This is a genomic window from Rathayibacter tanaceti (genome assembly GCF_001634385.1).
Lineage (GTDB): Bacteria > Actinomycetota > Actinomycetes > Actinomycetales > Microbacteriaceae > Rathayibacter > Rathayibacter tanaceti.
Map to the genome: position 1 here is coordinate 41,910 of NZ_LIIN01000003.1, position 23,686 is coordinate 65,595.

A 23,686-nucleotide genomic window follows, 5' to 3' on the forward strand; every position below is an offset into this window, starting at 1 on the left:
CCCTCAGAACGGGGTGTCACCGGATTCTAGCGAGGGCGTCGCACCGCCCTCCTCCACGCCGGCCGCCGTCGGCGCACTCTCGGGGGCAGCGCCCCAGTCCTTCGGTGCCTCGTGACCATTCGGCTGGTCCTCACTCCACCCGGGCGTCGTGGCGGAGGCGTGAGGAGCGGATGCGCGCGCGATGGTCTTCGTGTAGCGCGTCGTTCCCCAGGCGAGATCGTGGCCGATGCCCTCGGCGGTGACCACGACGTCGGTGCCCGTCCTGCCTCCAGAGTCCCACGCCTTCACCGCGAGACGCCCGGTGACGACCACCCGGTCGCCTCGCGCGAGCGAGGCCAGGGCGTTTCCGGCCAGGCCGTTGAAGGCGGTGATGGTGTACCAGTTCGTCGAGCCGTCCACCCAGCGCTGCTCGGCGCGGTCGTAACGCCTCTGCGCGGAGGCGAGGCGGAAACTGGTCATCGCGGCACCGCTCGTCGTGTCGATGCTCCGTGGCTCCGTGCCGATGACTCCGATGACGGTCAGCGTGTCGGTCATGGTGGTGTCCTCTCGTTCTGGGCACCCGCCGCTGATGCGCCGGGTGCGACGCCCGAGTGGAGGGGGCTGGTACCACTCGGGCGCCGCAGGAACAGTGTCATGACGAAGGGCCCGCCTCCGGGGTGGAGAAGGGCCCTTCTGGGGAGGGATCGCAGATATCGGCCCCTGTGGAGGAGGCCTATGAAGCCCTGATGTACGTCGAGTAGGACTTCCGGATCTTGTTCACCTTGGGCAGAGCGACAGCGAGGCAGTACCCCTGACCGGGGTTCTTCGCGAAGAAGTCCTGGTGGTAGTCCTCCGCCGGGTAGTACACGCCGAGCGGGGATATCTCCGTGACGATCTGGCCGTCCCACCACTCCGATGCGCGATCTCGGGCGGCCTCGAACAGCTCCTTCTCTTCGTCGGTCGAGTAGAACATCGCCGAACGGTACTGCGTGCCGACATCGTTGCCCTGCCGGTTGAGCTGCCGCGGGTCGTGGAGGGTGAAGAAGACGTCGAGGATGACCTGCTCGGGGATGACATCGGGATCGAAGGTGACCGCGACGGCCTCGGCGTGCCCGGTGCGTCCGGAGCAGACGTCCTCGTAGTCGGGCTCGGTCGTGCGTCCGCCGGTGTAGCCGGAGACGACCTCGGTCACGCCGTCGAGGACGCGGTACACGGCGTCCAGACACCAGAAGCATCCTCCGGCGAGTACGAATGTGCGCATTGCGTGGTCACTCACTTCCTGTCGCGTCGACGCGGCCGGGGCGCCGGGCACGTCCTTGAATCAAACACCCTCGGGAGCCGCCGCATTCCGCGCGCGGCTCCGACTCGATTAGAGTCACGGCGTGAGCTACGCCGCCGCCCCCACCCGCTACGACCGCATGGACTACCGACGCACCGGACGGAGTGGCCTGCAGTTGCCCGCCCTCTCCCTCGGGCTCTGGCACAATTTCGGATCCGACCGCTCGCTCGACACGCAGCGTGCCATCCTCCGCCGCGCCTTCGACCTGGGGATCACCCACTTCGACCTCGCCAACAACTACGGCCCCCCCTACGGCGCCGCCGAGACGGCGTTCGGCCGGATCCTCGCCGAGGACCTTCGGCCGTACCGCGACGAGATCGTTCTCTCCTCGAAGGCCGGCTACGACATGTGGCCCGGTCCGTACGGAGACGGCGGCTCGCGGAAGTACCTGCTCTCGTCGCTCGATCAGAGCCTCCAGCGGCTCGGCGTCGACTACGTCGACGTGTTCTACTCGCATCGACCCGATCCCCAGACACCCGTCGAGGAGACGATGGGCGCACTCGCCACGGCGGTCCAGCAGGGTAAGGCCCTCTACGTCGGCGTCTCGAACTATTCTCCCGAGCAGACCCGTGCGGCGGAGGCGGCGCTCGCCGCTGCCGGTGTCCCCCTCCTTCTGCACCAGCCGCGCTACTCGCTCTTCGACCGCGGACCCGAGGACGGCCTCTTCTCCGTGCTCGACGAGCTCGGCACCGGCTGCATCGTGTTCTCGCCCCTCGCTCAGGGCCTGCTGACCGATCGTTATCTCGACGGATCCGTGCCGGAGGGGTCGCGCGCGGCGACCTCACGCTTCCTCTCCTCGGAGCGGATCGACGAGGACTACCTCACCCGCGCTCGCGGCTTGAATGCCCTCGCCCGGCAACGCGGGCAATCCCTTGCACAGCTCGCGCTCAGCTGGGTGCTGCGGGTCCCGACAGTGACGAGCGCGATCATCGGAGCCTCGAGTGTCGCGCAGCTCGAGCAGAACGTCGCCGCTCTCGACGCCGGACCACTCTCCGCTGACGAGATCGAAGCGATCGAGGAGTTCGCGGTGCACGGGACGACCCTCCGCTGATCGCCGGCGGGGATGTCGGAGGTCGGCCGTAGTCTGCGACAGCACTCGGCCGAGGGGTGCTCCGAGACTCGAGCAGGAGGAACCGATGTCCTTGTCCACGCTGCAGGCGACCCGCACACCGCCGACTCTCACCCGGGTCAACTCCCGTCTCTGGCGCGTCAGCACGGGTTCCGGAGCCGTCGTCGGCCACATCGAGCTGGTCGACGATCCGCAGGGCGAGCGCTACCGGGCCCGGCTGCTGCGCGCCGGAATGCCGGCGGGTGCCCAGCTCGGTGAGTTCTGGAACGTCAACGACGCCGTCGAGGTCTTCCGGGTCGCCTGAGCGCAGCGCGACCGTGCCCACCGGGGTGATGAGCGGGCGCGAGATCCCCCGTGGCCGTCCGGGCCCGCGCCGCAGGAGGTCGATCCCCCGCCAGGCGGCGTGCCGACGCCGTTGCGCAGGTCGCCGCGGCTAGCGTTCGCCTCATGCAGTGGAACGAGTTCTTGTCCTGGATCCGCACGAGCGACGGGCATCAGGCGATCTTCACCGCCGCGGTCATCCTGCTCGCGGTGGTGATCGGCGTCGTCGTCACCGCGTCGGTGTTCCGCGCGTCGATCGCACGGCTGATCCGCCAGCAGGACCACGAGCGCAAGAACGCGATCATCGCGACGCTGGTGGATGCAGCGGTCGACGCCTCCGCCTGGAACGTGCTGAGCCAGTCCGAGCGGGTGTTGAGCGATCGCGCCTCTGCTCAAGCGGAGACCCATCTCAGACTGCTGCCGGTCAAGGGCTCCGGCGTCGCCGCCAACTGGGCCGCGCACGAACTGGCCGAGCTGAAGCACACGTCGAGCACCGGCGGCTATCAGACGCAGGCGAGCGTGGGAGAGTTCCGCGACCGTCTCGTGCAGTGGCGGGACAGGCCCGGCCGTGCACGCAAGGCTTTTCTCGCCGACCTCGAGCGTTGGCGCTTCTCCGAGACCGGCCGCGACCACGAGGCCGAGGCCACCGACGCCGAGCAGCTCCTGATGCCGGACCGACCTGTCGCTGGCCAGCAGCCCCCGGCCGCCGTCGCGGACACGGCAGCCCCGGCCGCGTCGCCCGTCGTCGTCGGAGCCGCCCCGGCGCGACCGGACGAGTACCAGCGACCCACCCCGACCATCGTTCTTCCGCCGGCAGACGCCGACCCGTCGCAGGACGAGACCAGCCGGCTCCTCGCCGATGTCGACCGCCTGGAGGTGACGTCTCGGGAACGTCCCGTCGAGGAGCTCCCTCCCGTCGAGACCAACCGGACGGCTCCTGTCGAGGGCTCGCAGCAATCGTCGCCGGCGCCCGCCGAGACGCCCGAGCCGACGGAGCTACCCAGGACCAGGGGCCGAGCAGCCTTTCAGCGGACGAGGACGATGCGGTCGTCCGAGCCGACGAGGCGCGCTTCGCGAGGTCCAGCGCCGACGATGCTGGAAGGCCCTCGGTCGACGACGGCCGTCCCTCCGACTGAGCCGGTCTCTGCGACCGACCCGATCTGAGCGAGCTCCCGAACGGAGGATGCAGAGAGGGCCCCGACTGCTGACGCGGTCGGGGCCCTCTCTGTCGTGCGGGTGGTGCATCTCGTACGGTTCAGCTGTGTGCATCTCGTGCACGGGCAACTCGGCCGACCAGCACGGCGAGTGGCGCCGCGACGATCGTCCACGCGACGGCGATTCCACCGAGGATGGCGAGGAGCAGCATGGTCGTACCTCCGTTCGTTACGTCGTTGTAATTCCGGTCACCCCAAGACTAGGTGCCTGAACGACACTCAAACGCCATCGGGTGGGAAACACGCCGGTGTTGCCTCTGATTTACCGGTGTGTTAGTGGTGCACGACCCGCGATTCCTCATCCGAAGGGCAGGGCAGCGGAGGAACTCCCGTATCTGGACACGATGACCCGACAGTGCAGCCGGAGAGGGTCTGACCAAGAGGAGGCAAAGGTCATCGTGCAGCGCTCCCGATCGGGACCGGAGAAACGGGTCGGGAGGAATCGTGCGTACTCTGCCGGAGAGGGAGAAGAGCAAGGGCGAACAGCCTTCGCCAGCGTGGTGCCCCCGGCAGGAATCGAACCTGCGACCAAGAGATTAGAAGGCTCCTGCTCTATCCGCTGAGCTACGGGGGCGTGCGTCGATCAGGATACCGGGCGACGGGAGTGCGGCGTCCTCGTCGTGGGACGGTCAGGCGCCCCGCACCAGGCCGAGGACGCCCACCACCAGGGAGATCGCGGCCAGGGCGAGCGAGATCCCGATCAGGACGGTGTGAACCCGCAGGAAGGTCGTCGCGCGACCGTCCACACCGCGGGCGCGCGGGTCCCTGCGCACGCGGCGGAGGAACGGCGGCCAGACGACGGCGTTCCACACGGCGTTGACGATCAGGGTCCAGCAAACGAGCGTCATCACGAGGGTCCAGTGTAGGAGGCTCCACCGGCTCCGGACGCCGCTGTCCGTGCCCGCGGATAGACTGCCGCCATGAGTAGCGCCCCCGACCGTCTTGTCTGGATCGACTGCGAGATGACGGGGCTCGACCTCTCCGTCGACGAACTCGTCGAGATCGCCGTCATCGTCACCGACTTCGATCTCGAGCCCCTCGATGAAGGCCTCTCCATCGTGATCCGGCCCGACACGACCGCGCTCGAGAACATGGGCGATTTCGTGCGCAGCATGCACGAGACATCGGGTCTGCTCACTGAGATCCCCTCCGGCGTGAGTGTCGCCGAGGCGGAGTACGAAGTGCTCGAGTACGTGCTCAAGCACGTGCCCTCCGAACAGCACGCCCCCCTCGCCGGCAATTCGATCGGCACCGACCGGGCCTTCCTCGCGAAGTTCATGCCCCGGCTCGATTCCCACCTGCACTACCGCAACGTCGACGTCAGCACGATCAAGGAGCTGGCCCGCCGCTGGTTCCCGCGCATCTATTTCAACGCGCCGGCGAAGCACGGCGGTCACCGTGCCCTCGCGGACATCCTTGAGAGCATCCGTGAGCTCCGCTACTACCGTCGTGCCGTGTTCGTGGCGGAGCCAGGCCCGACGACAGCCGAGGTGCAGGCCGTCTCGGCCGCGGTGGTGGACGAGTTCGCTCCTCGGATGTAGTACTCTCGTACAGTTGCTTCGCGGGGTGCGCCTCGCGGAACGCACTCCTGGTGGGTATAGCTCAGTTGGCAGAGCGCCTGGTTGTGGTCTAGGAGGCCGCGGGTTCGAGCCCCGTTACTCACCCCAGTGGCTGTGTATGCAGCGGAAGAGGCCCGGAGTCGCAGACTCCGGGCCTCTTCGCATCCCGGCCCGGAAGCGCTCCCGTGCCATGCGCCGGATCTCCCGGAGAGAGGTGAAACCGATGCTCGACATCGATGAGGCCGCCTTCGAGGCGCTCGTCGTCGCCGAGCTCGACGCGCTGCCGGACGACATGGTCGACGGACTGGACAACCTCGTGTTCGTCGTCGAAGACCGGCCTGAAGACGGCTCGCTCGATCTGCTCGGCATTTACGACGGCGTCGCCCTGACCGAGCGCGAGCGCTACGGCTTCGGTGAGATGCCCGACCGGATCGTGCTGTTCCGCGAACCGCACCTCGCGGCGTGCGAGGACCTCGACGAACTCCGGGAGGAGATCCACGTGACGCTCGTGCACGAGATCGCACACTTCTACGGCATCGACGACGAGCGCCTGCACGAGCTCGGCTGGGCCTGACGCAGGCTCCCGTCGTCGCTCGTGTCGAGGACGATGTCGGCTCCCTCGCGGGGCTGCTCTCTGGCGCAGTAGTCGCGGAAGCTCCTGTCCCAGGCGTCCCAGTGCGGCGCGAACAGCTCGCCGTCCCGCGCGAGGGCACGCGCCCTCCGCAGCACGTCGTCCGCCTCGACCCAGACCACGAGGTCGGCGTGTCTGCGCGCCGCTTCTCCGGCGGCTCCGCAGCCTTCGAGCAGGAGGAGCGGGGCGCGGACCGTCCTGCGTCCGGCGGTCGTTCCGCTCGCCCAGTTCCAGGGTCGCCAGTGAGTCGGGAGTCGAAGAGCGTGCGGGCGGATCAGATCAGCGGCGGACGCCTGCACCGCGGCGTCGAGGCCGGTCCACCCAGGGTAGAGGTCGTCCATCTGCACGAGGTGGACGCTCGGCACCCGTGGCCGTGCGCGCAGCTCAGCCATGAGGCTCCGAGCGACGGTCGATTTACCGGATCCGCTCGGTCCGTCGATGAGCACCGTGCGCATCTTGCGCGCCACGATCAGCCGGGCGAGCCCGCGCACCACAGGCAGCGACACCTTCTGCTGTCCGCGCGGCCGCTCTGCACGATCAACCATGCAGGACGAAGCTCCACGACCCGGTGATGACGGCCGCAGCGACCGACGCCGCAGCGATCCCGACGCCACCGCCGATGAGCAGCACATCACCGGCGGAGAGTCGGGACCGGCGCGCCCACGTCCTCGGCAGACCGGACCCGAAGCCCTTCGCCTCCATCGCCGTCGCCAGACGCTCCCGCGGCGGATCGCCAGCACGAGGAGCGAGAAGGTGCGAGAACCGAGACTCCGCAGCGCCCGCACCGGGCCCCGGCCGTCGGCGACGCCCCGCGCACGACGGGCCATCGAGAGAGCCCGCCAGTCGTCGACGAGAAGACCTACGAGCCGCATCCCCGCGAGCGCCCCGAGGACGAAGCGGGCCGGGAGGCGCAAGATCTGCGCGAGACCGTCGGCCAGGTCGGTCGGGTCGGTGGTGGCGATCAGGACGACGCTCGGCAGCCCGATCGCGAGGACCCTCAGGGCGATCGCCGTTCCGAGCGCGACGGAGCCCTCGGTGACGGAGACGAACAGGAACTCGCCGTACAGCCCCCCGCTGTCGCGGCCGTAGAGAACGGTGGACACGCCCGCCAGCGGCGCGGCGATCCAGACCGGCGCGGTCCTCCGGAGAAGCTCTCTCGCGCGCAGCCCAGCGAAGGGCAGCACCAGAAGTTCCAGAAGCAGCGCTGTCGCCGCCGAGACGGCGTCGACTGTCAGGACGAGGACGAGTGCGATGACGAGGCTCGCGAGGAGCTTCGCCACCGGGTTCGCACGGGCGATGCGCCCGCGTGCGGGCACGGAGTCGAGCAGCGTCATCCCGGTACCGCTTCCCGCGCACCGAGGGACACGACAGCGTCGGCGAGCGCGGTGACCAGCGCCTCGTCGTGCGTGACTGCCAGCACAGCCTGCCCGTCCGCGCGCAGCTCGGCGAGGAGGTCGACGACGACCTCCCAGGTCAGTCGGTCCTGCCCGAATGTGGGCTCGTCGAGGATCACCACCGGCGGCCTGCGGGTCAGGGCAGAGGCGACCGCGAGGCGACGCTTCTCGCCGCCGGAGAGAGTGAACGGATTCGCGTCGGCCAGGTGGGCGAGGCCCAGGCGCTCGAGCAGGTCCTCCGCCCGTCGCCGCTCCGCTGCGTCGCGTGCCCCCAGCGCGAGCTCGGCCCGGACCCTCGCGGTGAGGAATTGGTGCTCCGGCTCCTGGAACACCATCGCCACACGCTCGGCGAGCTGTCGGGAGCTCCACCGGTGCGGATGCGCGCCGGCACCGGAGCGCACCGAGGCGGAGGCGACGACCTCCCCCGCTGCCGGAGCGAGCAGGCCGGCGAGGGTCAGTGCGAGAGTCGACTTGCCGGCGCCGTTGGGCCCCAGCACCGCGGTCACGCGGGCTGAGTCGAGGTCCATCTCGAGCCCGGAGGCGAGGGGCGTCGGTCGCACGCGCCCGAAGACCGGCCTGGCGATCGCGAGATCCCGAGTGCTCAGCGCCGCGGGCGAGGGCAGAGTGCTCGAGGAGGGACGCTGTGGAGCCTCCCCCGGCAGCCAGACGCCCGCCGTTCGCAGTACGGAGCGGGCGTCCTCGAGCACGACAGCAGGATCGCCGTCGGCGACGACCGCGCCGTCCCGCCCGAGCACGACGATCCGATCGACGAGATCGACCCAGACGTCGACCCGGTGCTCCACGACGATCAGCGTCGAGCCGGTGCGCTCGGTGGTGCGCTCGACGGCGGCGCGCACCTCCTGCACACCGACCGGATCGAGATTGGCCGTGGGCTCGTCGAGCAACAGCAGACGGGGGCGCATCGCGAGCACGCCGGCGAGCGCGAGCCGTTGCTTCTGGCCGCCGGAGAGAGCAGAGGTCGACCGCCCGAGCGGCACATCGAGTCCGACGTCCTCGAGCGCGTTCCGAACGCGCGCCGGGATCTCGCCGGGAGCGACGCCGAAGTTCTCGCAGGCGAAGGCGACGTCGTCGCCGACACGCGCGAGGACGGCCTGCGTGTCGGGGTCCTGGAGGACGAGGCCGGCGACTCCGCGGCGGGTGAGCGGCGCGCCGCCGTCGAGCTCGAGCTCGCCCGCGGCAGCGCCGTCCTCCACACTGCCGAGCACACCGGCGAGGGCGTGCAGCAGGGTGCTCTTACCCGCCCCGGACGGACCGAGCAGGAGAACCCGCTCACCCGGCTGGAGGTCCAGGTCGAGCCCCGAGACGGCCGCACGGGCGCGACCGGAGTGCCGCCAGCTCCAGCCCCGTGCCCTGACCGTGGCGCCGCTCATCGGACGCCCGGGCCCGCTCCCTCGATCACCCGGCCCTCTCGGCCCGACGCGAAGCGGTCGAGCGCCCCGGAGGCGGCCAGCCCTCGCACCGCCAGCCACGGGAGCAGACCCGCCAGGACCGCTCCGGACACGATCGACGACAGCACGTAGACCGTGCGGAACAGATCGTCGTTCGCGGGGTAGTAGAACAGCAGGTCGTTGATTGCGAGGGCGAGCCCGGCACCGCCTCCGGCGAGGATCGCGACCAGGGGTCGGCCGCTGCGATAGAGGAAGAGCGCGAGCACGATCTCGGCCCCGAGCCCCTGAACGAGGCCGGAGAGCAGGACCAGGAAGCCCCACTGGGTGCCGATCAGCGCCGACACGGCCGCAGCGACCAGCTCGGTGTAGACGGCCGCTCCAGGCTTGCGGATGATGAGGCCGCCGAGGACGCCGGCGAAGAGCCAGCCGCCGCCGAGAAGTCCGCCGAGCCCCGGAAGGAACTCGAAGGCGAGGCCGAGCACGTTGGTCGCCAGGCCCCACGCCCAGAAGACGATGCCGCTCGCGACAGCGACGACGCTCGCCACCACGATGTCGACGACGCGCCAGCGCAGATCGCGGCGGGCCGGAGTGGAGGAGGTCGGCGCGGATGGACTCTGCGCCCGCGGGTTCTGCCCCTGCGTGGTGTTCTGCCCTGTGTGTTGTTCTGCACTGACGTGCCCTTTCGTGGAAGCGAATGGAGGGCACGGGTTGGAAAGAGGAGATCGAAACGTTCCTTCGCTGGCATGACCCAGATCAGGTTCGACGGTCGAAGGCTGCTGCCTTCCTCTCAGTCCGGTGCACCGGACTCCCGTGTTCGTCGGCAATCATAGACGTCATGTCGTGGTCGGTGGTCGTCGTCCTGGTCGTGCTGCTCCTCGTGCTGCTGCAGGTCCTTCTCTGGCAGCGCCGGTGGCGGATCCGCCGAGAGTTGCTGACCTACGGCACCCGGGTGCCGGCCCGCGTCGTCGGGCACGACCCCACGCGCGGTGACCGCGCTGCCGCACAGGACCTGGGCCGCCTCCTGGTCGTCTACCGCACGACCGAGGGCGAGGAGAAGCGAGCGCTGAAGGTGCCGCAACGCCGGGGTGACGCGTGGATGGCCGGCGAGCCCGCCTCCGTCATCTACGACCCGCGGCGCCCGAACGACGCCGAGCGGCTGATCGTCGGCTTCGGCCGGACGAAGAAGAAGTGGTTCGTCGCGCGCCAGCAGCGCGCCAGCTGAGGGCTGCCTTCCGACTCGGTCGTGCCGCGGACCACGCCGAACGGGAATGCCTACTTCTTGAGGGCGCGGATCACGCGCGCGAGAGCCTTCCCGCTCACCCACACGAGAGGGATGCCGACAGCGAGGACGGAGATGACGTTCGGCTGGAAGCGCAGGCCGAGATCGTCCTTGATGTAGGCGCCGATGGGGATGACCGTAGCGCCGCCGCCACCGCCGCCACCCTCCTGGCCGTCCTCGGAACCGCTGCCGCCACCGAACCCGAACCAGCGCAGGGCCACCGGGACGAGAGAGACTCCGTCGACGGTGACCGGCTCACCGTAGATCGCCGCGGTACCCGCGGTGGTGACGGTGTCGGCCAGGGAGACTGCGATGTTGGGCATGCTGCGACCGTACTCCGCGGGTCTCCGCGGCGACAAGCGGCAGGCCGGGGCGCACAGGACTCGCGCATGTCCTCCCGGCATCGGGCAGTCATAATCGTCGGATGCCCTCCTCCCGCCGCCGCCCCGCGCGGTCGGCCGTCGTGGCGGTCGCGAGCCTCATCTTCGCTGCATTCCTGGCGTTCCACCGGGTCCTGCCCGACCCGATCGGCTGGCTGTCGGTGCTCGAGGTCGGGATCCCGTGGACGGGGCTGATCGTCCTCGCGCTGATCGCGGCCGTGGTCCCGCTCCGTTCGCGGAGGGCGGCGGCCGCGGTCACGGTGCTCGCGATGGTCTACGGGGTCCTGGTGCTGCCGGTCGCTCTGCCGGCGCCCGCTGTCCGCTCCGGCTCCTTCACCGTGGTCAGCCAGAACGTCGAGACTAGCGAGGACGCGGGGGGTGTCGCCGCTGCACTCGCGGCTGGGCGGCCGGACGTGATCGCACTGCAGGAGCTGGACAGCCCGGCCGAGCGCGCCGTGGACGCCGAGCTCGCCGAGGAGTATCCGTACTCGTTCGTCTCGAGCACGGTCGGCGTCTGGAGTCGCACCGAGCTCGCCGACGAGGAGCCGCTCGACCTCGGGCTCGGCTGGGAGCGCGCACTCGCCGTCGATGTGGGGACCCCGATCGGCAGGACCCGTCTGTTCGTCGTCCACCTCGCGTCTTTCCGCCCCGGCGACCACCAGGAGCGGGACACGATGCTCACGAACCTCGCTTCGGCGCTGCGCGAGGACGAGTCCGCGCGCACCCTCGTGATCGGCGACTTCAACACGCCGACCGACGATCATCTGCTGGCGCCGGTTCTCGCGGAGGCCGGGCTCGTGCGCACCGGCGGGTTCGGCTTTCCGGCGACCTGGCCGGCGCTCCTGCCCGTCGTCTCGCTCGACCATGCGCTGGCCGACGGCGTGCCCGCCGCGACCCTCAAGGTCCTGCCGCCGAACGGCTCAGACCACCGGCCCGTCAGTCTGACGATCGGCTCCGCGTAGCGAGCGTGTCGCTGAGGTCGATCCCCTTGGCCGACTCGGGCGCCGAGCGCGAGAGAAGGGAAGCGGGCCGCACGGCTCCGGAGCCGAAACGGGCGGAGACGCCGTCAACGGCGAGCTCCGCATCACGCCAGTCGTCGGAGTCGCTCCAGAGCGAGAACGCGACATCGTCGCCCTCGACCAGCTGCTCGCCGCGCACGCCGATGAGGCGGACCGGTCGACGGAGCGGATTCGCTGCCTCGAGGAGCGCGGAGGACGCCTCGTAGAGCACGCGGGCGACGTCGGTCGCTTCGGTCAACGTGCGCGAGCGCGTCACGGTGCTGAAGTCTCCGAAGCGGACCTTCACGGCGACCGTCCGGCAACGCACGCCCGACCGGCGCATCCGCACGGCGACCTTGTCGCAGAGGCGGAGCATTTCGCGGCGGACGAGCTCGTCATCGGCGACATCGTCGGCAAAGGTGATCTCGTGGCCGGCGCTCTTCTCGATCTGGCGGGTGTCGACCGGCCTCGGGTCCACTCCGTTGGCGAGGGCGTGGAGGCGGCGGCCCGTCGCCTCGCCGAGCGCCGCAACGAGGGACGCCAACGGAGTCGTCGACACGTCGCCCACTGTCCGAAGCCCGCGGCGCATCAGGGCCTCCTCAGTGCTCGCTCCGACGCCCCACAGAGCGCTCACGGGCAACGGATCGAGGAAGTCGCGCACGCCGTCCGAGGGGACGACGAGCAGCCCGTCGGGCTTGGATCGGCTAGAGGCGAGCTTCGCGACGAACTTGGTGCTCGCTATGCCGACGGAGCAGGTCAGACCCAGCTCGGCGTGCACCCGACGCCTGATCTCGGTGCCGATCGCGAACGGCGAGCCCGAGAGGCGCCGTGCTCCGGCGACGTCGAGGAACGCCTCGTCGATGCTGAGCCGCTCGACCAGCGGCGTGAAGGAGTCGAAGATCGCCATGACCCGGCGCGAGGCGTCACGGTATCGCTCCATGTGCGGCTCGAGCACCACCGCCTGCGGACAGCGCCGCAGAGCGACCGCCATCGGCATCGCCGAGTTGACCCCGTACCGCCGGGCCTCGTACGTGGCCGCGGTGACGACCGAGCGGGCCCCGACGTGGCCGACGATGACCGGCCGTCCCCGCAGATCCGGCCGCTCGAGCAGCTCGACGGAGGCGAAGAACGCATCCATGTCGATGTGCAGGATGCTGGCGCGGGGGTCGTCGAGCGCTTCGGCGGTGATCCGCCGCCCTGTCCCGTCCTGCTTGCTCACGCTGTGCCGTCCTGCTCGCTCACGCCGTGCCGTCCATCCGGTTCCCATGCTCGCACGCACCTCAGACATCGGTGCCGTGGGGAATGGCCGCCGCCTGGTCGCGGTTGACCCGAGCATCCACGACGCTCCGGAGAGACACATGACGCACGAGCAGCCCGACTCCCCCACCGCCACCGAGATGAGCCGCTGGCTCGCCCTGCAGGACCGCGCCCACAGCGCCTTCGAGCTCCGGCTCGTCGCTGTCGAGGACTGGACCGCCCCCACGCCGGACACCGAGTGGGACGTGCGCGCCCTCGTACTGCACGTCGTCCGCGAGCAACAGCGGGCGCACACCCTCCTGTCGGGGGGCGACGAGTCGCCGATCCGGCTCGAGCCGGTCGCCGCTGATCTGCGCGGCGAATGGCGACGCGTCACAGACCGTCTGAGTTCGACCGCGCGCGCCGTCGATCCCGCGTCCGCGGTCCGCCTCGGCCGCGACACCGTGAGCGCTCTGGAGCTGCTGCAGGAGCAGGTGGCTGATGTGACCGTGCACGCGTGGGACCTCGCCCGCGCCACCGGAAGCGATGAGCGCCTCGACGACGACCTCGTCGCCGCCGTGTGGGAACTGTTCGCCCCGCAGGAGGACACACTGCGCGCCAGCGGACTCTACGCCGCTCCGGTCCCGGTGGACGAGACCGCCCCCCTCCAGAGCCGCCTGCTCGCGATCACGGGGCGCGACGACCGGCTGGCCGCCTGAACGCTGTCAAGGCCTGGGCCGCTCAGGTGGCCGAGGCAGGATGGGAGGACCACTGACCAGGGGCGACCCGCCCCGACGAGGAGAGGAACATCCATGACACGCATCGCCGTCATCGGAGCCCACGGCAAGGTCGGCCAGCAGATCCTGCACCTGCTGTACGACGCCGGCCACGAGTCGGTCGGAGTGATCCGCAACCCCGAGCACGCGGAAGACATCGTCCGCCTGGGCAGCGAACCGCTGGTGCACGACCTGGAGGACACGACTCCCGAGGCGTTCGCGGAGGCCCTCGGCCACGTCGACGGCATGGTCTTCACGGCGGGCGCCGGTCCGGATTCGGGCCCGGACCGCAAGAGGACCGTCGACCTGGGGGCGTCGGTTCTCAGCCAGAGGGCCGCCGCGCTCTCCGGTGTGCAGCACTTCGTGCAGATCAGTGCGATCGGCGTCGACGAGCCGCTTCCGGATGACACCGAAGCGGGTTGGAAGGCGTACGTCGAAGCGAAGCGGGACGCGGACGCGGCGCTGCGCGACTCCGGACTGGCCTACACGATCCTCCGCCCGGGCGGCCTGACCAACGACGAGGGCATCGGCAGGATCACTCTGGGAACCGCCGTCGAGAAGGGCAGCATCCCGCGCGCGGACGTCGCGGCCACTGTCCTCGCGGTGCTCGCACAGCCCACCTCGATCGGGAAGTCCTGGGAACTCGTCTCGGGGAGCACGCCCATCGACGACGCTGTCGCGCAGGGGGCCTGAGCAGCGCGCGCCTCCTAGAGTGGGGCGGGTGAGCACCCACCCGCCCCGCCCCTGGATCCGCAGCTACGCACCCGGCGTGCCGACGGAGCTGGAACTGCCCTCCGGCTCGCTCGTCGACATCGTCACCGAGTCGGCGCAGCGGTATCCGCACCACGTTGCACTCGAGTTCTTCGGCCGGTCGACCAGCTACTCGCAGCTCGCCGACGAGGTGGAGCGGGCGGCGGAGGGCCTGCGTCACCTCGGTGTCCGGGCCGGGGATCCGGTCGCGCTGGTTCTGCCCAACTGCCCGCAGCACGTCGTCGCCTTCTATGCGGTGCTCCGGCTGGGCGCTGTGGTGGTCGAGCACAACCCGCTCTACACGCCGCGGGAGCTGCGCCACCAGTTCGAGGATCACGGCGCCCGCGTCGTGATCGCGTGGAGCCGCGTCGTCCCGCTCGTCCAGGACCTCCCGGCGGATCTCGGGGTCGGGACCGTGATCACGGTCGACCTCACCCGGGCCATGCCCGCGCCGATGCGCGCCGCGCTGCGCCTTCCGCTCAGAACGGCACGGGAGTCGCGCGCCGCACTGACCGGTCCGGTGCGCGGCGCTGTCGACTGGGAGTCGCTTCTCGACCGTCGGATCGACCCGGCGCATCCGCGCCCCACCGCCACCGACCTCGCCGTCATCCAGTACACGAGCGGCACAACCGGCACGCCCAAGGGCGCCGAGCTGACCCACGCGAACCTGACGGCGAACGCCGCGCAGTCGCGGGCCTGGGTGCCCCAGGTGCGTCGCGGCGACTGCGTCGTGTACGCCGTCCTGCCGATGTTCCACGCCTACGGGCTCACGCTCTGCCTGACCTTCGCCATGAGCATGGGAGCGCGCCTCGTCCTGTTCCCGAAGTTCGATCCGGACCTCGTGCTCAAGGTGGTGCGGAAGCATCCCGCGACGTTCCTGCCCGCGGTACCACCGATCGCCGAGCGCCTCGCGCGCCGGGCGGAGGAGCGCGGCGTCTCGCTTCAGGGCATCGAGATCGCCATCTCGGGAGCGATGCCGCTCGAGCCGGCGCTGGTCGAATCGTTCGAGGCGCTGACGGGCGGCACTCTCGTGGAGGGCTACGGGCTCTCGGAGACGTCGCCCGTGCTGATGGCGAATCCCGTCGGCCCCTCTCGCCGGGCGGGCACCGTCGGTCTGCCGCTACCGGGCACCGACGTGCGGATCGTGGATCCTGAGCACCCGGAGACGGCGGTCGCGACGGGCGAGCAGGGCGAGCTGGTCGTCCGCGGACCGCAGGTGTTCCGCGGCTACCACCGCAAGGCCGAGGAGACGGCCGCCGCGTTCACCGGTGACGGCTGGTTCCGGACGGGCGACATCGCGACGATCGACGAGGACGGCTTCGTCCGCGTCGTCGACCGGATCAAGGAGCTCATCATCACGGGCGGCTTCAATGTGTCGCCCTCCGAGGTGGAGGAGGTGCTGCTGCGCCTCCCCGCGGTCCGCGAGGTCGCCGTGGTCGGGTTGCCGGACGCCCGCAGCGGCGAATCGGTCGCAGCCGCCGTCGTGCTGGAGCCGGGAGCCGAGTTCGACGCCGAGGCCGCGCGTCGCGCCGTCAGGGAGGCGCTCACGCCCTACAAGGTGCCCAAGCGGATCACGGTGGTCGACGAGCTGCCACGGAGCATGATCGGCAAGGTGCAGCGCAGGCAGGTGAAGGCACTGCTCACCGACGGCGAATGAGCGGAAACCGCGGAGGGCCCCCGACGACGCCGTGTGGTCGGGGGCCCTCCCCGGTCGAGATTCTGCTCGAGAGCTAGAACCCGAAGTCACCACCGAAGTCGCCGCCGCCACCGAAGTCGCCGCCGCCCGAGTCGCCCCAGCCTCCCCCGGAGTCGCCCCAGCCGCCGCCGTCCCCGGCGTCCGCTCCGCCGTCTGCTCCCCCGTCACCGGCTCCGTCCGCGGAGGCGCACCGGCCTCTCCGGAGGCGTAGTCGCCGCCCGCGTCAGGCAGGAACGCGCCCGCGATCGCCGAGCCGATGGCGAAGCCGGCGATGGTGCCGAGCATCGAGGAGGCGAGCACTCCGCCGAAGCCCATGCCGCCTCCGCCGGAGAAGCGACGCTCCATGAAGCCGGGCTGCCGGAGCTCGCTGCGAGTGGCGGACTGGGCCAGGGTGCGCGGGTCGTCGTCCTTCGGCGCATCGCCGACCGGTGCTCCCTCGCTGAGCTCGCGGAAGACCTGCTGACGCTGCTCGGGGGTGAGCTGCTCGAAGGCCTCGCGGTGCACCTGCTCGATCGCCTCGGGCGGAGCCGTGCGCAGAAGATAGCGGTAACGCTCGATCGCCCGCGCGTCGTCGTTCCGCGGGGAGGTCGCGGGCGGAGTGCCGTACTCCGGCCGGCGGTTGCCGGCTTCGGGCGGTGCATATGTCGCTCGACGCGTGCTCTCTGGCTGCTCTTCGCGGCCCAGCAGTCGGTCCAGGAATCCCATGATCTCCTCCTCGGCGCCCGACGGACGCACGTCGCCACCGTAGGCCCGCCGCCGGCTTCGACGCTGACTGTTCTCTCAGAGCAGTCTCCGAGTGGCGGCCACCGGGTTCCGGAGCGTCGACGGCGATCCGGCTCGCCAGGATCGCACGTTCCGACGAGCCGAACGGGGTCTCAGAGCCAGAGGTGGACGGGCGCGCTCGCAGGGGCCGGCGCGCCCCTCCGCCTCACTTCTGCTTCGGGATCACCAGCCACATCACGAGGTAGGCGATGATCTGCGGCCCGGGCAGGAGGCACGAGAGCACGAACAACAGGCGCACCACGAACGGGCTCCAGCCGAAGCGACGGGCGAGACCGGCGCAGACGCCGGCGATGATCTTGCCCCTGGCGGGGCGCACGAGAGTAGCCATGGGTCCACTCTGTCGCAGGCAGCCTGAGCGCGGCATCCGGGGAACCCCCTAGTCCTGCGCGGGAGTGCCGTCGAGCTCCTCCGGCCGGGATGCTCCGACGGAGCGGGCGAAGGCCGCAGCGCGCTCGGCCTCCGCCTCGGGCCAGACCAGGCGGAAGCGCTCGAAGACGACATCCCCGATGCCGCCCGGCGAGACGCGGGAGAAGTAGCGGCGGTGCCCGTCGAGCCAGGACTCGCGCGTGCGATCGCCCTCGCCCTCGGCCCAGGCGAACACGTCGTCGACCGAGTCGAGCGGGCCGGTCCGCACGTCCTCCGTCAGCAGCACCGCGCGTGCCGCGCCCTCGCCGTCGCACACGATCCAGTGGTCGCCTGCGGCGGGCGCACCTTCCTCGGCGAGCGAAGCGGTGGCCGTCTTCACTCCGCGCCGCACGAGGCCCAGCAGCTCGTTCGCCATCGCGATGCTGTCGCCGAACGACTGGACGGGTGGGAGCTCCTCCGCTGCGGCCGGGTGCGTGCAGCGGTACTCGGCCCAGAGGCGCGCTGCGGAGGCCACATCCGGCTCAGGCGGTTCCGTGCGCTCTGGAATCGCGGGCACACGAGCGACGATGGTGGCACCGGCCAGGGCGACGGGGTCGTCGGGGCGGTTGTCGGGCGTGGTCACCGTCTCGAACGGCCAGTGCTGCTGGAGCCAGCGTCGCGCGTAGGCGTCGAGTTCCTCCTCGAGCCGGGACCCGCGGACAGTGGGGACGACCCACCAGGAGGCCTCGGCGGAGTCGCCGCCGGGGCGGACGCTCAGGGCGCCGAGCGCCTCGGTGCGGTCTGGACCGACGAGGAGGAACGTGTGCGCCCGGCCGGCGCGCGCCTCCTCCTCGAGCCGGAGGAGCCCGCGCATGTCGTCACCGAGGGACGCCGACGGGAGGACGGCGGATCGTCGCCCTGCAGCGGCGCCGCCAGCCAGGGGCGCTGATCGCCGATCGCCTCGTGCAGCAGGTCCGCGTCACTCGAGACCAGCGGGCGCAGGAGGGCACCCGTCCGCAGCTCCAGCCGCGCGGGGAGGGGCGCTTCGCCGGTTCCACCGCTCATGGCCGCACCTCCCCGCACCGGCTCAGCCGGCCGCGCGCTCCAGGACGAGCTCGCGGACGCGCGCCGCGTCGGCCTGGCCCTTCATCGCCTTCATCACGGCACCGATCACGGCACCGGCGGCCTGCACCTTGCCGTCGCGGATCTTGGCGAGCACATCGGGCTGCGACGCCAGGGCCGCGTCGATCGCCTCGATGAGTGCGCCGTCGTCCGAGACGACGGCGAGTCCGCGGGCGTCGACGACCTCCTGCGGGGTGCCCTCGCCGGCGATGACGCCCTGGAGCACCTCGCGGGCGAGGCGGTCGGTGAGCGTGCCGCGCTCGATCAGCCGGGCGAGCTCGGCGACCTGAGCCGGACTGACCAGAACAGCCGGCTCCTCACCCGCGGCGTTCGCGAGGCGTGCGATCTCGCCGGTCCACCACTTGCGCGCGGCCTGCGGGCTCGCTCCGGCAGCGACGGTCTCGGTGATCTCGACCAGCAGTCCGCTGTTGGCGACGTCCTGGAACTCGAGATCGGTGAAGCCCCACTCGGTCTTCAGACGGCGTCGGCGATCGGCCGGCTTCTCGGGGAGCGCGGCGCGAAGCTCCTCGATCAGCTCGGGGCTCGGTACCACCGGGAGCAGATCGGGCTCCGGGAAGTAGCGGTAGTCATCGGCGTCACTCTTGGGCCGGCCCGCGGAGGTGCGGCCGGTGTCCTCGTGCCAGTGCCGGGTCTCCTGCCTGATCGTGCCGCCGGCGGCGAGGATCGCCGCCTGGCGCTGGATCTCGTAGCGCACGGCACGCTCGACGGAGCGCAGCGAGTTGACGTTCTTGGTCTCGGTGCGGGTGCCGAGCTTCTCCTGGCCGATCGGCCGCAGCGAGACGTTGGCGTCGCAGCGGAGATTGCCGCGCTCCATCTTGGCGTCGGAGATGCCCAGCGCGAGCACGATGTCCCGGATGGTCGCGACGTAGGCCTTCGCGTACTCCGGGGCGCTCGTGCCCGCCCCGTAGATCGGCTTGGTGACGATCTCGACGAGCGGGACACCCGCGCGGTTGTAGTCGACGAGAGAGTATTCGGCACCCTGGATGCGGCCGGTGGAGCCGCCGACATGGGTGAGCTTGCCCGCGTCCTCCTCCATGTGGGCGCGCTCGATCGGGATCTGCACGAGCGAGCCGTCACTCAGCTCGATCTCGACCGTGCCCTCGAAGGCGATCGGTTCGTCGAACTGCGAGATCTGGTAGTTCTTGGCGAGGTCCGGGTAGAAGTAGTTCTTGCGAGCGAACCGGCTGGACGGCGCGATCGAGCAGCCGAGCGCGAGGCCGAGGCTGATCGAGTACCGGACGGCCTGCTCGTTGACGACCGGCAGCGAGCCCGGGAGACCGAGGTCGACCGGGGTCACGTTCGTATTGGGCTCCGAGCCGAACTCGTTCGGCGCGTCCGAGAACATCTTGGTCTTCGTGTTGAGCTCGACGTGCACCTCGAAGCCGAGCACCGGCTCGAAGCGCTCGAAGACCTCGTCGTAGTCCATGAGCTCGGGGGCGGACGTGTGCGCGGTGGCCATCAGACGGCACCTTCCTCGGTCGCGGAGAGCACGGAACGGGTCAGATCGGGGGCCTGAGCGAGCAGCGGGTGACCCCACTTCTGCTCGAGGAGTTCCTCGAGGGCCGCGCCGACCGTGTAGAGGCGCACGTCCTCGCGCGCGGGCGCCAGGAACTGGACGCCGACGGGCAGTCCGTCCTCGTCGGCGAGACCGGCGGGGACGGAGATGCCGGGGATCCCGGCCAGGTTCGCCGGGATCGTCGCGACGTCGCCGCGGTACATGGCCAGCGGGTCGTCGAGCTTCTCGCCGAGGCGGTAGGCGGTGGTCGGAGCGGTCGGCGAGGCGATGACGTCGACGCTCGCGAAGGCCGCGTCGAAGTCGCGCTGGACGAGCGTGCGGACCTTCTGTGCGCTGCCGTAGTAGGCGTCGTAGTAGCCGGCCGAGAGCGCGTAGGTGCCCAGGATGATCCGCCGCTTGACCTCGGGGCCGAAGCCCTGCTCGCGGGTCGCGGCCATCACCTGCTCAACCGTGCCGCCGCCCTCGGGAGTCACGCGGAGGCCGAAGCGCACCGAATCGAACTTCGCCAGGTTGCTCGACGCCTCCGCCGGGAGGATCAGGTAGTACGCGGCGACCGCGTGCTCGACGCTCGGGAGGCTCACCTCGACGATCTCGGCTCCGGCACCCTGGAGGATCTCGAGCGCCTCGTGGAAGCGGGCCAGCACGCCGGGCTGGAACCCCTCGCCGCCGTCGAGCTCCTTCACCACGCCGATCCGCAGGCCCGCGACGTCGGCGCGGCGGACCGCCTCGGCGAAGGAGGGCCAGGAGTCGCGCAGCGAGGTCGAGTCGCGCGGGTCGTGCCCGGCGATCACATCGTGCAACAGGGCGGAGTCGAGGACGGTGCGCGACACCGGTCCGATCTGATCGAGGCTCGACGCCAGGGCGATCGCGCCGTAGCGCGACACGCCGCCGTAGGTCGGCTTCACCCCGACGGTGCCGGTCACGTGAGCGGGCTGACGGATCGAGCCTCCGGTGTCGGAGCCGAGGGCCAGCGGCGCCTCGTAGCTCGCGACGGCCGCGGCGGAGCCGCCGCCGGAGCCGCCGGGGATCCGGTCCAGGTCCCACGGGTTGTGAGTGGGACCGTAGGCGGAGCGCTCGGTGGTCGAGCCCATCGCGAACTCGTCCATGTTGGTCTTGCCGATCGGCACCAGCCCCGCCTCGCGGACCTTGCGCATGACGGTCGCATCGTACGGGGGGCGCCAGCCTCCAGGATCCGGGACCCGCTGGTGGTCGGCATGTCGTTCGTGACGATGACGTCCTTGACCGCGAGCGGCACTCCGGCGAGGGGGTGCAGCGACTCGCCGTCGGCGCGGCGGCGGTCGACCGCCTCGGCGGAGGCGAGGGCACTCTCGTGGGCGACGTGCAGGAACGCGTGGACCGAGCCGTCGACGGCGCCGATCCGGTCGAGGTGGGCTCGGACGGCCTCCACGGACGAGACGGAGCCGTCGGCGAGCTTCTCGGAGAGCGCCGACGCGCTCAGCCGGACGATCTCGTCGCCGTGGACGCTCACTGCTCCTCCCCCAGGATCGCGGAGACCTGGAAGCGGCTGCCGTCGTGCTCGGGCGCGCCGGACAGGGCCTGCTCGAGGGTCAGCGTCTCGCCGATCACATCGGGGCGGAACACGTTCTCGAGCGGGATCGGGTGGCTGGTCGCCGGCACCTCGGGCGTGGCGACGGCCTGGACCGCGCGCACGGAGTCGACGATCTGGTCGAGCTCCCTCGTGAGGTTCTGGATCTCGTCGGAAGTGAGGTCGATCCTGGCCAGCTGGGCCAGATGGGCGACCGTGTCGGCCGTGATCTCGGACATGCGTCTCCGTCTGGTGTTCGGGGGGATTTCCGGCCGTCAGTCTACTCGGCGCGCCGACGCCGACTCCGCCCGGAGCGCCGCCCGGTCACGAGCCGCCGAAGAGGCTCGCCCCGTGCTCGACGAGCGCCTCGTACGCGCCCTCGTAGGTGGTCGGCAGCTCGGCGCCCGGCTCGCCGTAGCGGGCGAGCAACAGGCCCATCAGGCCCACGGCCGGAGGACTGAGCGGCTTGTCGCGGTGTGTATGCGCGGGGTGGGGAGGCGTCGCCTCCGGATTGGGCGGAAGGTACTGCGGCAGTGTCGTCGGCCAGTCGTCGATCTGGCGCGGCTCGTCGAGTGTCAGCACGCCGAAGAGATCTGCCGCGGAGGCGTCGCGAGCGGTCAGCGGCGCGAGCCCGTGCAGCTCGCTCAGCGTGCGGATCACCGCCCCGTGGTGCATGTCGTCGTGCACGATCGTCCCCGCGCGCGTGTAAGCGGAGACCGCGATCGCCGGCACCCGGCAACCGAGCCGGTCGAACGCGAAGCCCATCTCGCCATCCCGCCCGTCGCCCGGGGGCACGGCCGCCGGAGGGGGCACGTGGTCGTAGAGGCCGCCGTGCTCGTCGAAGGTCGCCAGCAGGAGGGTGTTGACGGCGTTGGAGCCGGTGGGGCTCCTGCTCTCGCGGATCGCCGAATAGACCTCGTGCAGCAGCAGCTCCCCGGCCCGCACGTCCGAGAGCGCGCTGTCGTAGACGGTCGTTCCGTCGACGCGGTGCTCGTGCAGGACGCCGGTCGGCGGGTGCATGTCGTTGTGGTCGAAGACGAGCCTGGGCTCGATGAAGGCGTAGTCCGGCAGCTCGCCGTTCTCGACGTCCGAGAAGAAGCGGTCCATCGTCGAGAAGTTCGTCGTCCAGTACTTCTCGAGCACCGGTGCGTGCAGGAAGCCGGTGTACGAGACGACCTGCAGTGCGTCGAAGTAGACCCGCCAGGTCTTCCCCGCCTCCTCGAGCCGGTTGAAGACCGTGGGCGCGTCGGCGAGGTCGTCGGCCAGCCACTTCTCGTAGCCGCCGGCGTGCTTGTTGGTCACGAAGCCGTGCGAGGTGGAGGCGTGGAGGAAGGAGCGGTTGCAGAAGGTCTGCGACGGGACGGCGCAGAACCAGTGGTCGAAGACGGCGAACTCGCGGGCCAGGGTCGAGAAGACAGGGAGCATCTCGGGCGAGAAGCCGCCCATGATGGTGCGTACCTCCTCGCGAGTCGGCTCCTGGCCCTTCTTCCTCTCGCGCAGATGCTGCAGGTAGTCCTCGAGGAAGCCGCCCATTGTCGGAGCGGAGGCGTCGGCGGGAGCGTTGTAGGGGGCTGCCATCTCGCCGACCGGACGGCCGGCGTTGGCCGGCGGATCGATCGTGCCGAAGAGCTGGGTGTTCACGTGCGGGTACTCCTCCCCGGGATCCGGGTTGGGCTGGCGCATCACCGTGTCGGTCGCTCCCGCGTAGACATGGGTGCCGATCGTCTCGCCGGCCGCGCTGGTGTTGGATCGCTCGTCGGGAAGCAACCCTTCGAAGGTCTCGCCGGCCGGCAGATCGTCGGGCGCGTAGAGCCGCCCGAGCACGTTGTCGAACGAGCGGTTCTCGAACATGATCACGACGACGTGGTCGAAGCCGGGGGCGTCGCGCGCGGGAAGTCGCGGCTCCTCCTCGCGACGCGAGCCGGAGGCGACGGCGGCACCGATCGCGCCACCCGCGAGGGCACCGGCCCCGATTCCGGCCGCGGCGGTTCCAGCGAGGAAGCGGCGGCGGGAGCGGGAGCGCGGCGCGTCCGGCGTCGACGCGGCGTCGTGATCGGCGGCTCCGTGATCGGTGCTCATGTTCTCCGCCCGTCCTGCGCCGGTCAGGGCGGCGCCTGATCGGAGTGTAACGACGCCCCCGACGCGGCGGCGCGGAGCCGAGCAAGAGCCCGCTCCGTCGTCTCCGCGGGGGCCGGAGCGAGTCCCACGGTGCGCAGGGCAGCATCGAGCCTGGTGCCGGCCGGAGCTGCGGGAGCGAAGGCGGAGGCAGTGCGCGGCCAGTGCGAGAGCGGCCTCGCGCCGCCACCGAGAGCGCGACCCAGCG

At 70.8% G+C, this 23,686-nt stretch carries 23 protein-coding genes, 2 tRNA genes, 1 pseudogene and 1 riboswitch; of the genes and pseudogenes, 11 read left to right on the forward strand and 15 right to left on the reverse strand.

Going from position 1 to position 23,686, the window contains the following annotated elements; all coding sequences use genetic code 11:
• Positions 1–3: 3 nt before the first annotated feature.
• Both ACH61_RS00820 and msrA read right to left on the reverse strand, forming a co-directional pair.
• The gene (locus ACH61_RS00820; RefSeq protein WP_068207381.1) at positions 4–534 is read right to left on the reverse strand and encodes a single-stranded DNA-binding protein; all 531 of its coding nucleotides are present in this window, start codon (positions 532–534) and stop codon (positions 4–6) included.
• Positions 535–712: 178 nt separating this feature from the next.
• Positions 713–1,240: a peptide-methionine (S)-S-oxide reductase MsrA gene (msrA, locus tag ACH61_RS00825; RefSeq protein WP_068207384.1), complete on the reverse strand. Its 528-nt coding sequence runs from the start codon at positions 1,238–1,240 to the stop codon at positions 713–715.
• A 121-nt stretch (positions 1,241–1,361) separates the two neighbouring features.
• Between msrA and ACH61_RS00830 the strand changes: the two genes are divergently transcribed.
• The 3 genes from ACH61_RS00830 to ACH61_RS00840 all read left to right on the forward strand — a co-directional run bounded on the left by ACH61_RS00830 (position 1,362) and on the right by ACH61_RS00840 (position 3,872).
• The gene (locus tag ACH61_RS00830; protein WP_068207387.1) at positions 1,362–2,369 is read left to right on the forward strand and encodes an aldo/keto reductase; all 1,008 of its coding nucleotides are present in this window, start codon (positions 1,362–1,364) and stop codon (positions 2,367–2,369) included.
• Between the two features lie 85 nt (positions 2,370–2,454).
• Positions 2,455–2,691, forward strand: a complete 237-nt coding sequence (locus ACH61_RS00835) for a hypothetical protein (RefSeq protein ID WP_068207390.1) — start codon at positions 2,455–2,457, stop codon at positions 2,689–2,691.
• Between the two features lie 143 nt (positions 2,692–2,834).
• Entirely contained in the window at positions 2,835–3,872 is a 1,038-nt protein-coding gene (locus tag ACH61_RS00840; protein WP_068207392.1) for a hypothetical protein, read from the forward strand.
• A gap of 548 nt (positions 3,873–4,420) precedes the next feature.
• Here the strand turns inward: ACH61_RS00840 and ACH61_RS00845 are convergent.
• Together ACH61_RS00845 and ACH61_RS00850 are read right to left on the reverse strand one after the other, a co-directional pair.
• Positions 4,421–4,496 (reverse strand) — tRNA-Arg (locus ACH61_RS00845).
• A gap of 55 nt (positions 4,497–4,551) precedes the next feature.
• Positions 4,552–4,770, reverse strand: a complete 219-nt coding sequence (locus ACH61_RS00850) for an SCO4848 family membrane protein (protein ID WP_068207395.1) — start codon at positions 4,768–4,770, stop codon at positions 4,552–4,554.
• Positions 4,771–4,842: 72 nt separating this feature from the next.
• Here ACH61_RS00850 and orn point away from each other — a divergent pair, with 72 nt between their 5' ends.
• The 3 genes from orn (at position 4,843) to ACH61_RS00865 (ending at position 6,055) form a co-directional block, all read left to right on the forward strand.
• On the forward strand, positions 4,843–5,463 hold the full coding sequence (gene orn, locus ACH61_RS00855) for an oligoribonuclease (RefSeq protein ID WP_068207398.1): 621 nt from the start codon (positions 4,843–4,845) through the stop codon (positions 5,461–5,463).
• Positions 5,464–5,513: 50 nt separating this feature from the next.
• Positions 5,514–5,589 (forward strand) — tRNA-His (locus ACH61_RS00860).
• A 115-nt stretch (positions 5,590–5,704) separates the two neighbouring features.
• Positions 5,705–6,055, forward strand: a complete 351-nt coding sequence (locus ACH61_RS00865; protein ID WP_068207449.1) for a metallopeptidase family protein — start codon at positions 5,705–5,707, stop codon at positions 6,053–6,055.
• Here the strand turns inward: ACH61_RS00865 and ACH61_RS19180 are convergent.
• Genes ACH61_RS19180 through ACH61_RS00885 form a run of 3 tightly spaced genes read right to left on the reverse strand, consistent with a single transcriptional unit; the run spans position 6,010 to position 9,463 of the window.
• Positions 6,010–7,446 carry a CbiQ family ECF transporter T component gene (locus ACH61_RS19180; RefSeq protein WP_413784014.1) on the reverse strand — a complete coding sequence of 479 codons (1,437 nt, stop codon included), beginning with the start codon at positions 7,444–7,446 and terminating at the stop codon, positions 6,010–6,012. The genes ACH61_RS00865 and ACH61_RS19180 overlap by 46 nt on opposite strands.
• A complete protein-coding gene (locus ACH61_RS00880) occupies positions 7,443–8,897 on the reverse strand; it encodes an ABC transporter ATP-binding protein (RefSeq protein ID WP_068207403.1) in 1,455 nt (484 codons plus the stop codon). The genes ACH61_RS19180 and ACH61_RS00880 overlap by 4 nt, the downstream gene beginning before the upstream one ends.
• Complete coding sequence (locus tag ACH61_RS00885; RefSeq protein ID WP_330220113.1) at positions 8,894–9,463, reverse strand: ECF transporter S component; 570 nt, start codon at positions 9,461–9,463, stop codon at positions 8,894–8,896. Before ACH61_RS00885 ends, ACH61_RS00880 begins: the two co-directional genes overlap by 4 nt.
• A 165-nt stretch (positions 9,464–9,628) precedes the next feature.
• Positions 9,629–9,736: riboswitch (TPP riboswitch) on the reverse strand.
• A 14-nt stretch (positions 9,737–9,750) separates the two neighbouring features.
• On the opposite strand from ACH61_RS00885, the gene ACH61_RS00890 reads away from it, so the two are divergent.
• Positions 9,751–10,137 carry a DUF3592 domain-containing protein gene (locus ACH61_RS00890; RefSeq protein WP_068207406.1) on the forward strand — a complete coding sequence of 129 codons (387 nt, stop codon included), beginning with the start codon at positions 9,751–9,753 and terminating at the stop codon, positions 10,135–10,137.
• Positions 10,138–10,187: 50 nt separating this feature from the next.
• Here ACH61_RS00890 and ACH61_RS00895 read toward each other — a convergent pair whose 3' ends face one another.
• Entirely contained in the window at positions 10,188–10,517 is a 330-nt protein-coding gene (locus ACH61_RS00895) for a hypothetical protein (protein WP_068207409.1), read from the reverse strand.
• A 101-nt stretch (positions 10,518–10,618) separates the two neighbouring features.
• Between ACH61_RS00895 and ACH61_RS00900 the strand changes: the two genes are divergently transcribed.
• Positions 10,619–11,536 (forward strand): endonuclease/exonuclease/phosphatase family protein, encoded by a 918-nt coding sequence (locus ACH61_RS00900; protein ID WP_068207412.1) that lies wholly within the window; start codon positions 10,619–10,621, stop codon positions 11,534–11,536.
• On the opposite strand, the gene dinB is transcribed toward ACH61_RS00900, so the two are convergent.
• Positions 11,511–12,791 carry a DNA polymerase IV gene (dinB, locus tag ACH61_RS00905; RefSeq protein WP_082844907.1) on the reverse strand — a complete coding sequence of 427 codons (1,281 nt, stop codon included), beginning with the start codon at positions 12,789–12,791 and terminating at the stop codon, positions 11,511–11,513. The two genes, ACH61_RS00900 and dinB, sit on opposite strands and share 26 nt — an antisense overlap.
• A 139-nt stretch (positions 12,792–12,930) precedes the next feature.
• Here dinB and ACH61_RS00910 point away from each other — a divergent pair, with 139 nt between their 5' ends.
• From ACH61_RS00910 to ACH61_RS00920, 3 genes are all read left to right on the forward strand, one after another.
• A complete protein-coding gene (locus tag ACH61_RS00910; RefSeq protein WP_236713478.1) occupies positions 12,931–13,527 on the forward strand; it encodes a TIGR03086 family metal-binding protein in 597 nt (198 codons plus the stop codon).
• Between the two features lie 93 nt (positions 13,528–13,620).
• Complete coding sequence (locus ACH61_RS00915; protein ID WP_068207415.1) at positions 13,621–14,277, forward strand: SDR family oxidoreductase; 657 nt, start codon at positions 13,621–13,623, stop codon at positions 14,275–14,277.
• A gap of 28 nt (positions 14,278–14,305) precedes the next feature.
• A complete protein-coding gene (locus ACH61_RS00920; RefSeq protein WP_068207418.1) occupies positions 14,306–15,991 on the forward strand; it encodes a long-chain-fatty-acid--CoA ligase in 1,686 nt (561 codons plus the stop codon).
• Positions 15,992–16,958: 967 nt separating this feature from the next.
• Here the strand turns inward: ACH61_RS00920 and ACH61_RS00930 are convergent.
• The 6 genes and pseudogenes from ACH61_RS00930 to ACH61_RS00955 form a co-directional block, all read right to left on the reverse strand.
• Positions 16,959–17,141 (reverse strand): PspC domain-containing protein, encoded by a 183-nt coding sequence (locus tag ACH61_RS00930; RefSeq protein WP_068207423.1) that lies wholly within the window; start codon positions 17,139–17,141, stop codon positions 16,959–16,961.
• A 48-nt stretch (positions 17,142–17,189) separates the two neighbouring features.
• Positions 17,190–18,032 carry an ASCH domain-containing protein gene (locus tag ACH61_RS00935; protein WP_068207426.1) on the reverse strand — a complete coding sequence of 281 codons (843 nt, stop codon included), beginning with the start codon at positions 18,030–18,032 and terminating at the stop codon, positions 17,190–17,192.
• Between the two features lie 213 nt (positions 18,033–18,245).
• Positions 18,246–19,760 carry an Asp-tRNA(Asn)/Glu-tRNA(Gln) amidotransferase subunit GatB gene (gatB, locus tag ACH61_RS00940; RefSeq protein WP_068207429.1) on the reverse strand — a complete coding sequence of 505 codons (1,515 nt, stop codon included), beginning with the start codon at positions 19,758–19,760 and terminating at the stop codon, positions 18,246–18,248.
• Positions 19,760–21,306: pseudogene (gatA, locus tag ACH61_RS00945) on the reverse strand (Asp-tRNA(Asn)/Glu-tRNA(Gln) amidotransferase subunit GatA). The gene gatB and the pseudogene gatA overlap by 1 nt, the downstream one beginning before the upstream one ends.
• Complete coding sequence (gatC, locus tag ACH61_RS00950) at positions 21,303–21,602, reverse strand: Asp-tRNA(Asn)/Glu-tRNA(Gln) amidotransferase subunit GatC (RefSeq protein ID WP_068207431.1); 300 nt, start codon at positions 21,600–21,602, stop codon at positions 21,303–21,305. The pseudogene gatA and the gene gatC overlap by 4 nt, the downstream one beginning before the upstream one ends.
• 85 nt (positions 21,603–21,687) lie before the next feature.
• On the reverse strand, positions 21,688–23,442 hold the full coding sequence (locus ACH61_RS00955) for an alkaline phosphatase family protein (RefSeq protein ID WP_068207434.1): 1,755 nt from the start codon (positions 23,440–23,442) through the stop codon (positions 21,688–21,690).
• Positions 23,443–23,686 lie beyond the last annotated feature (244 nt).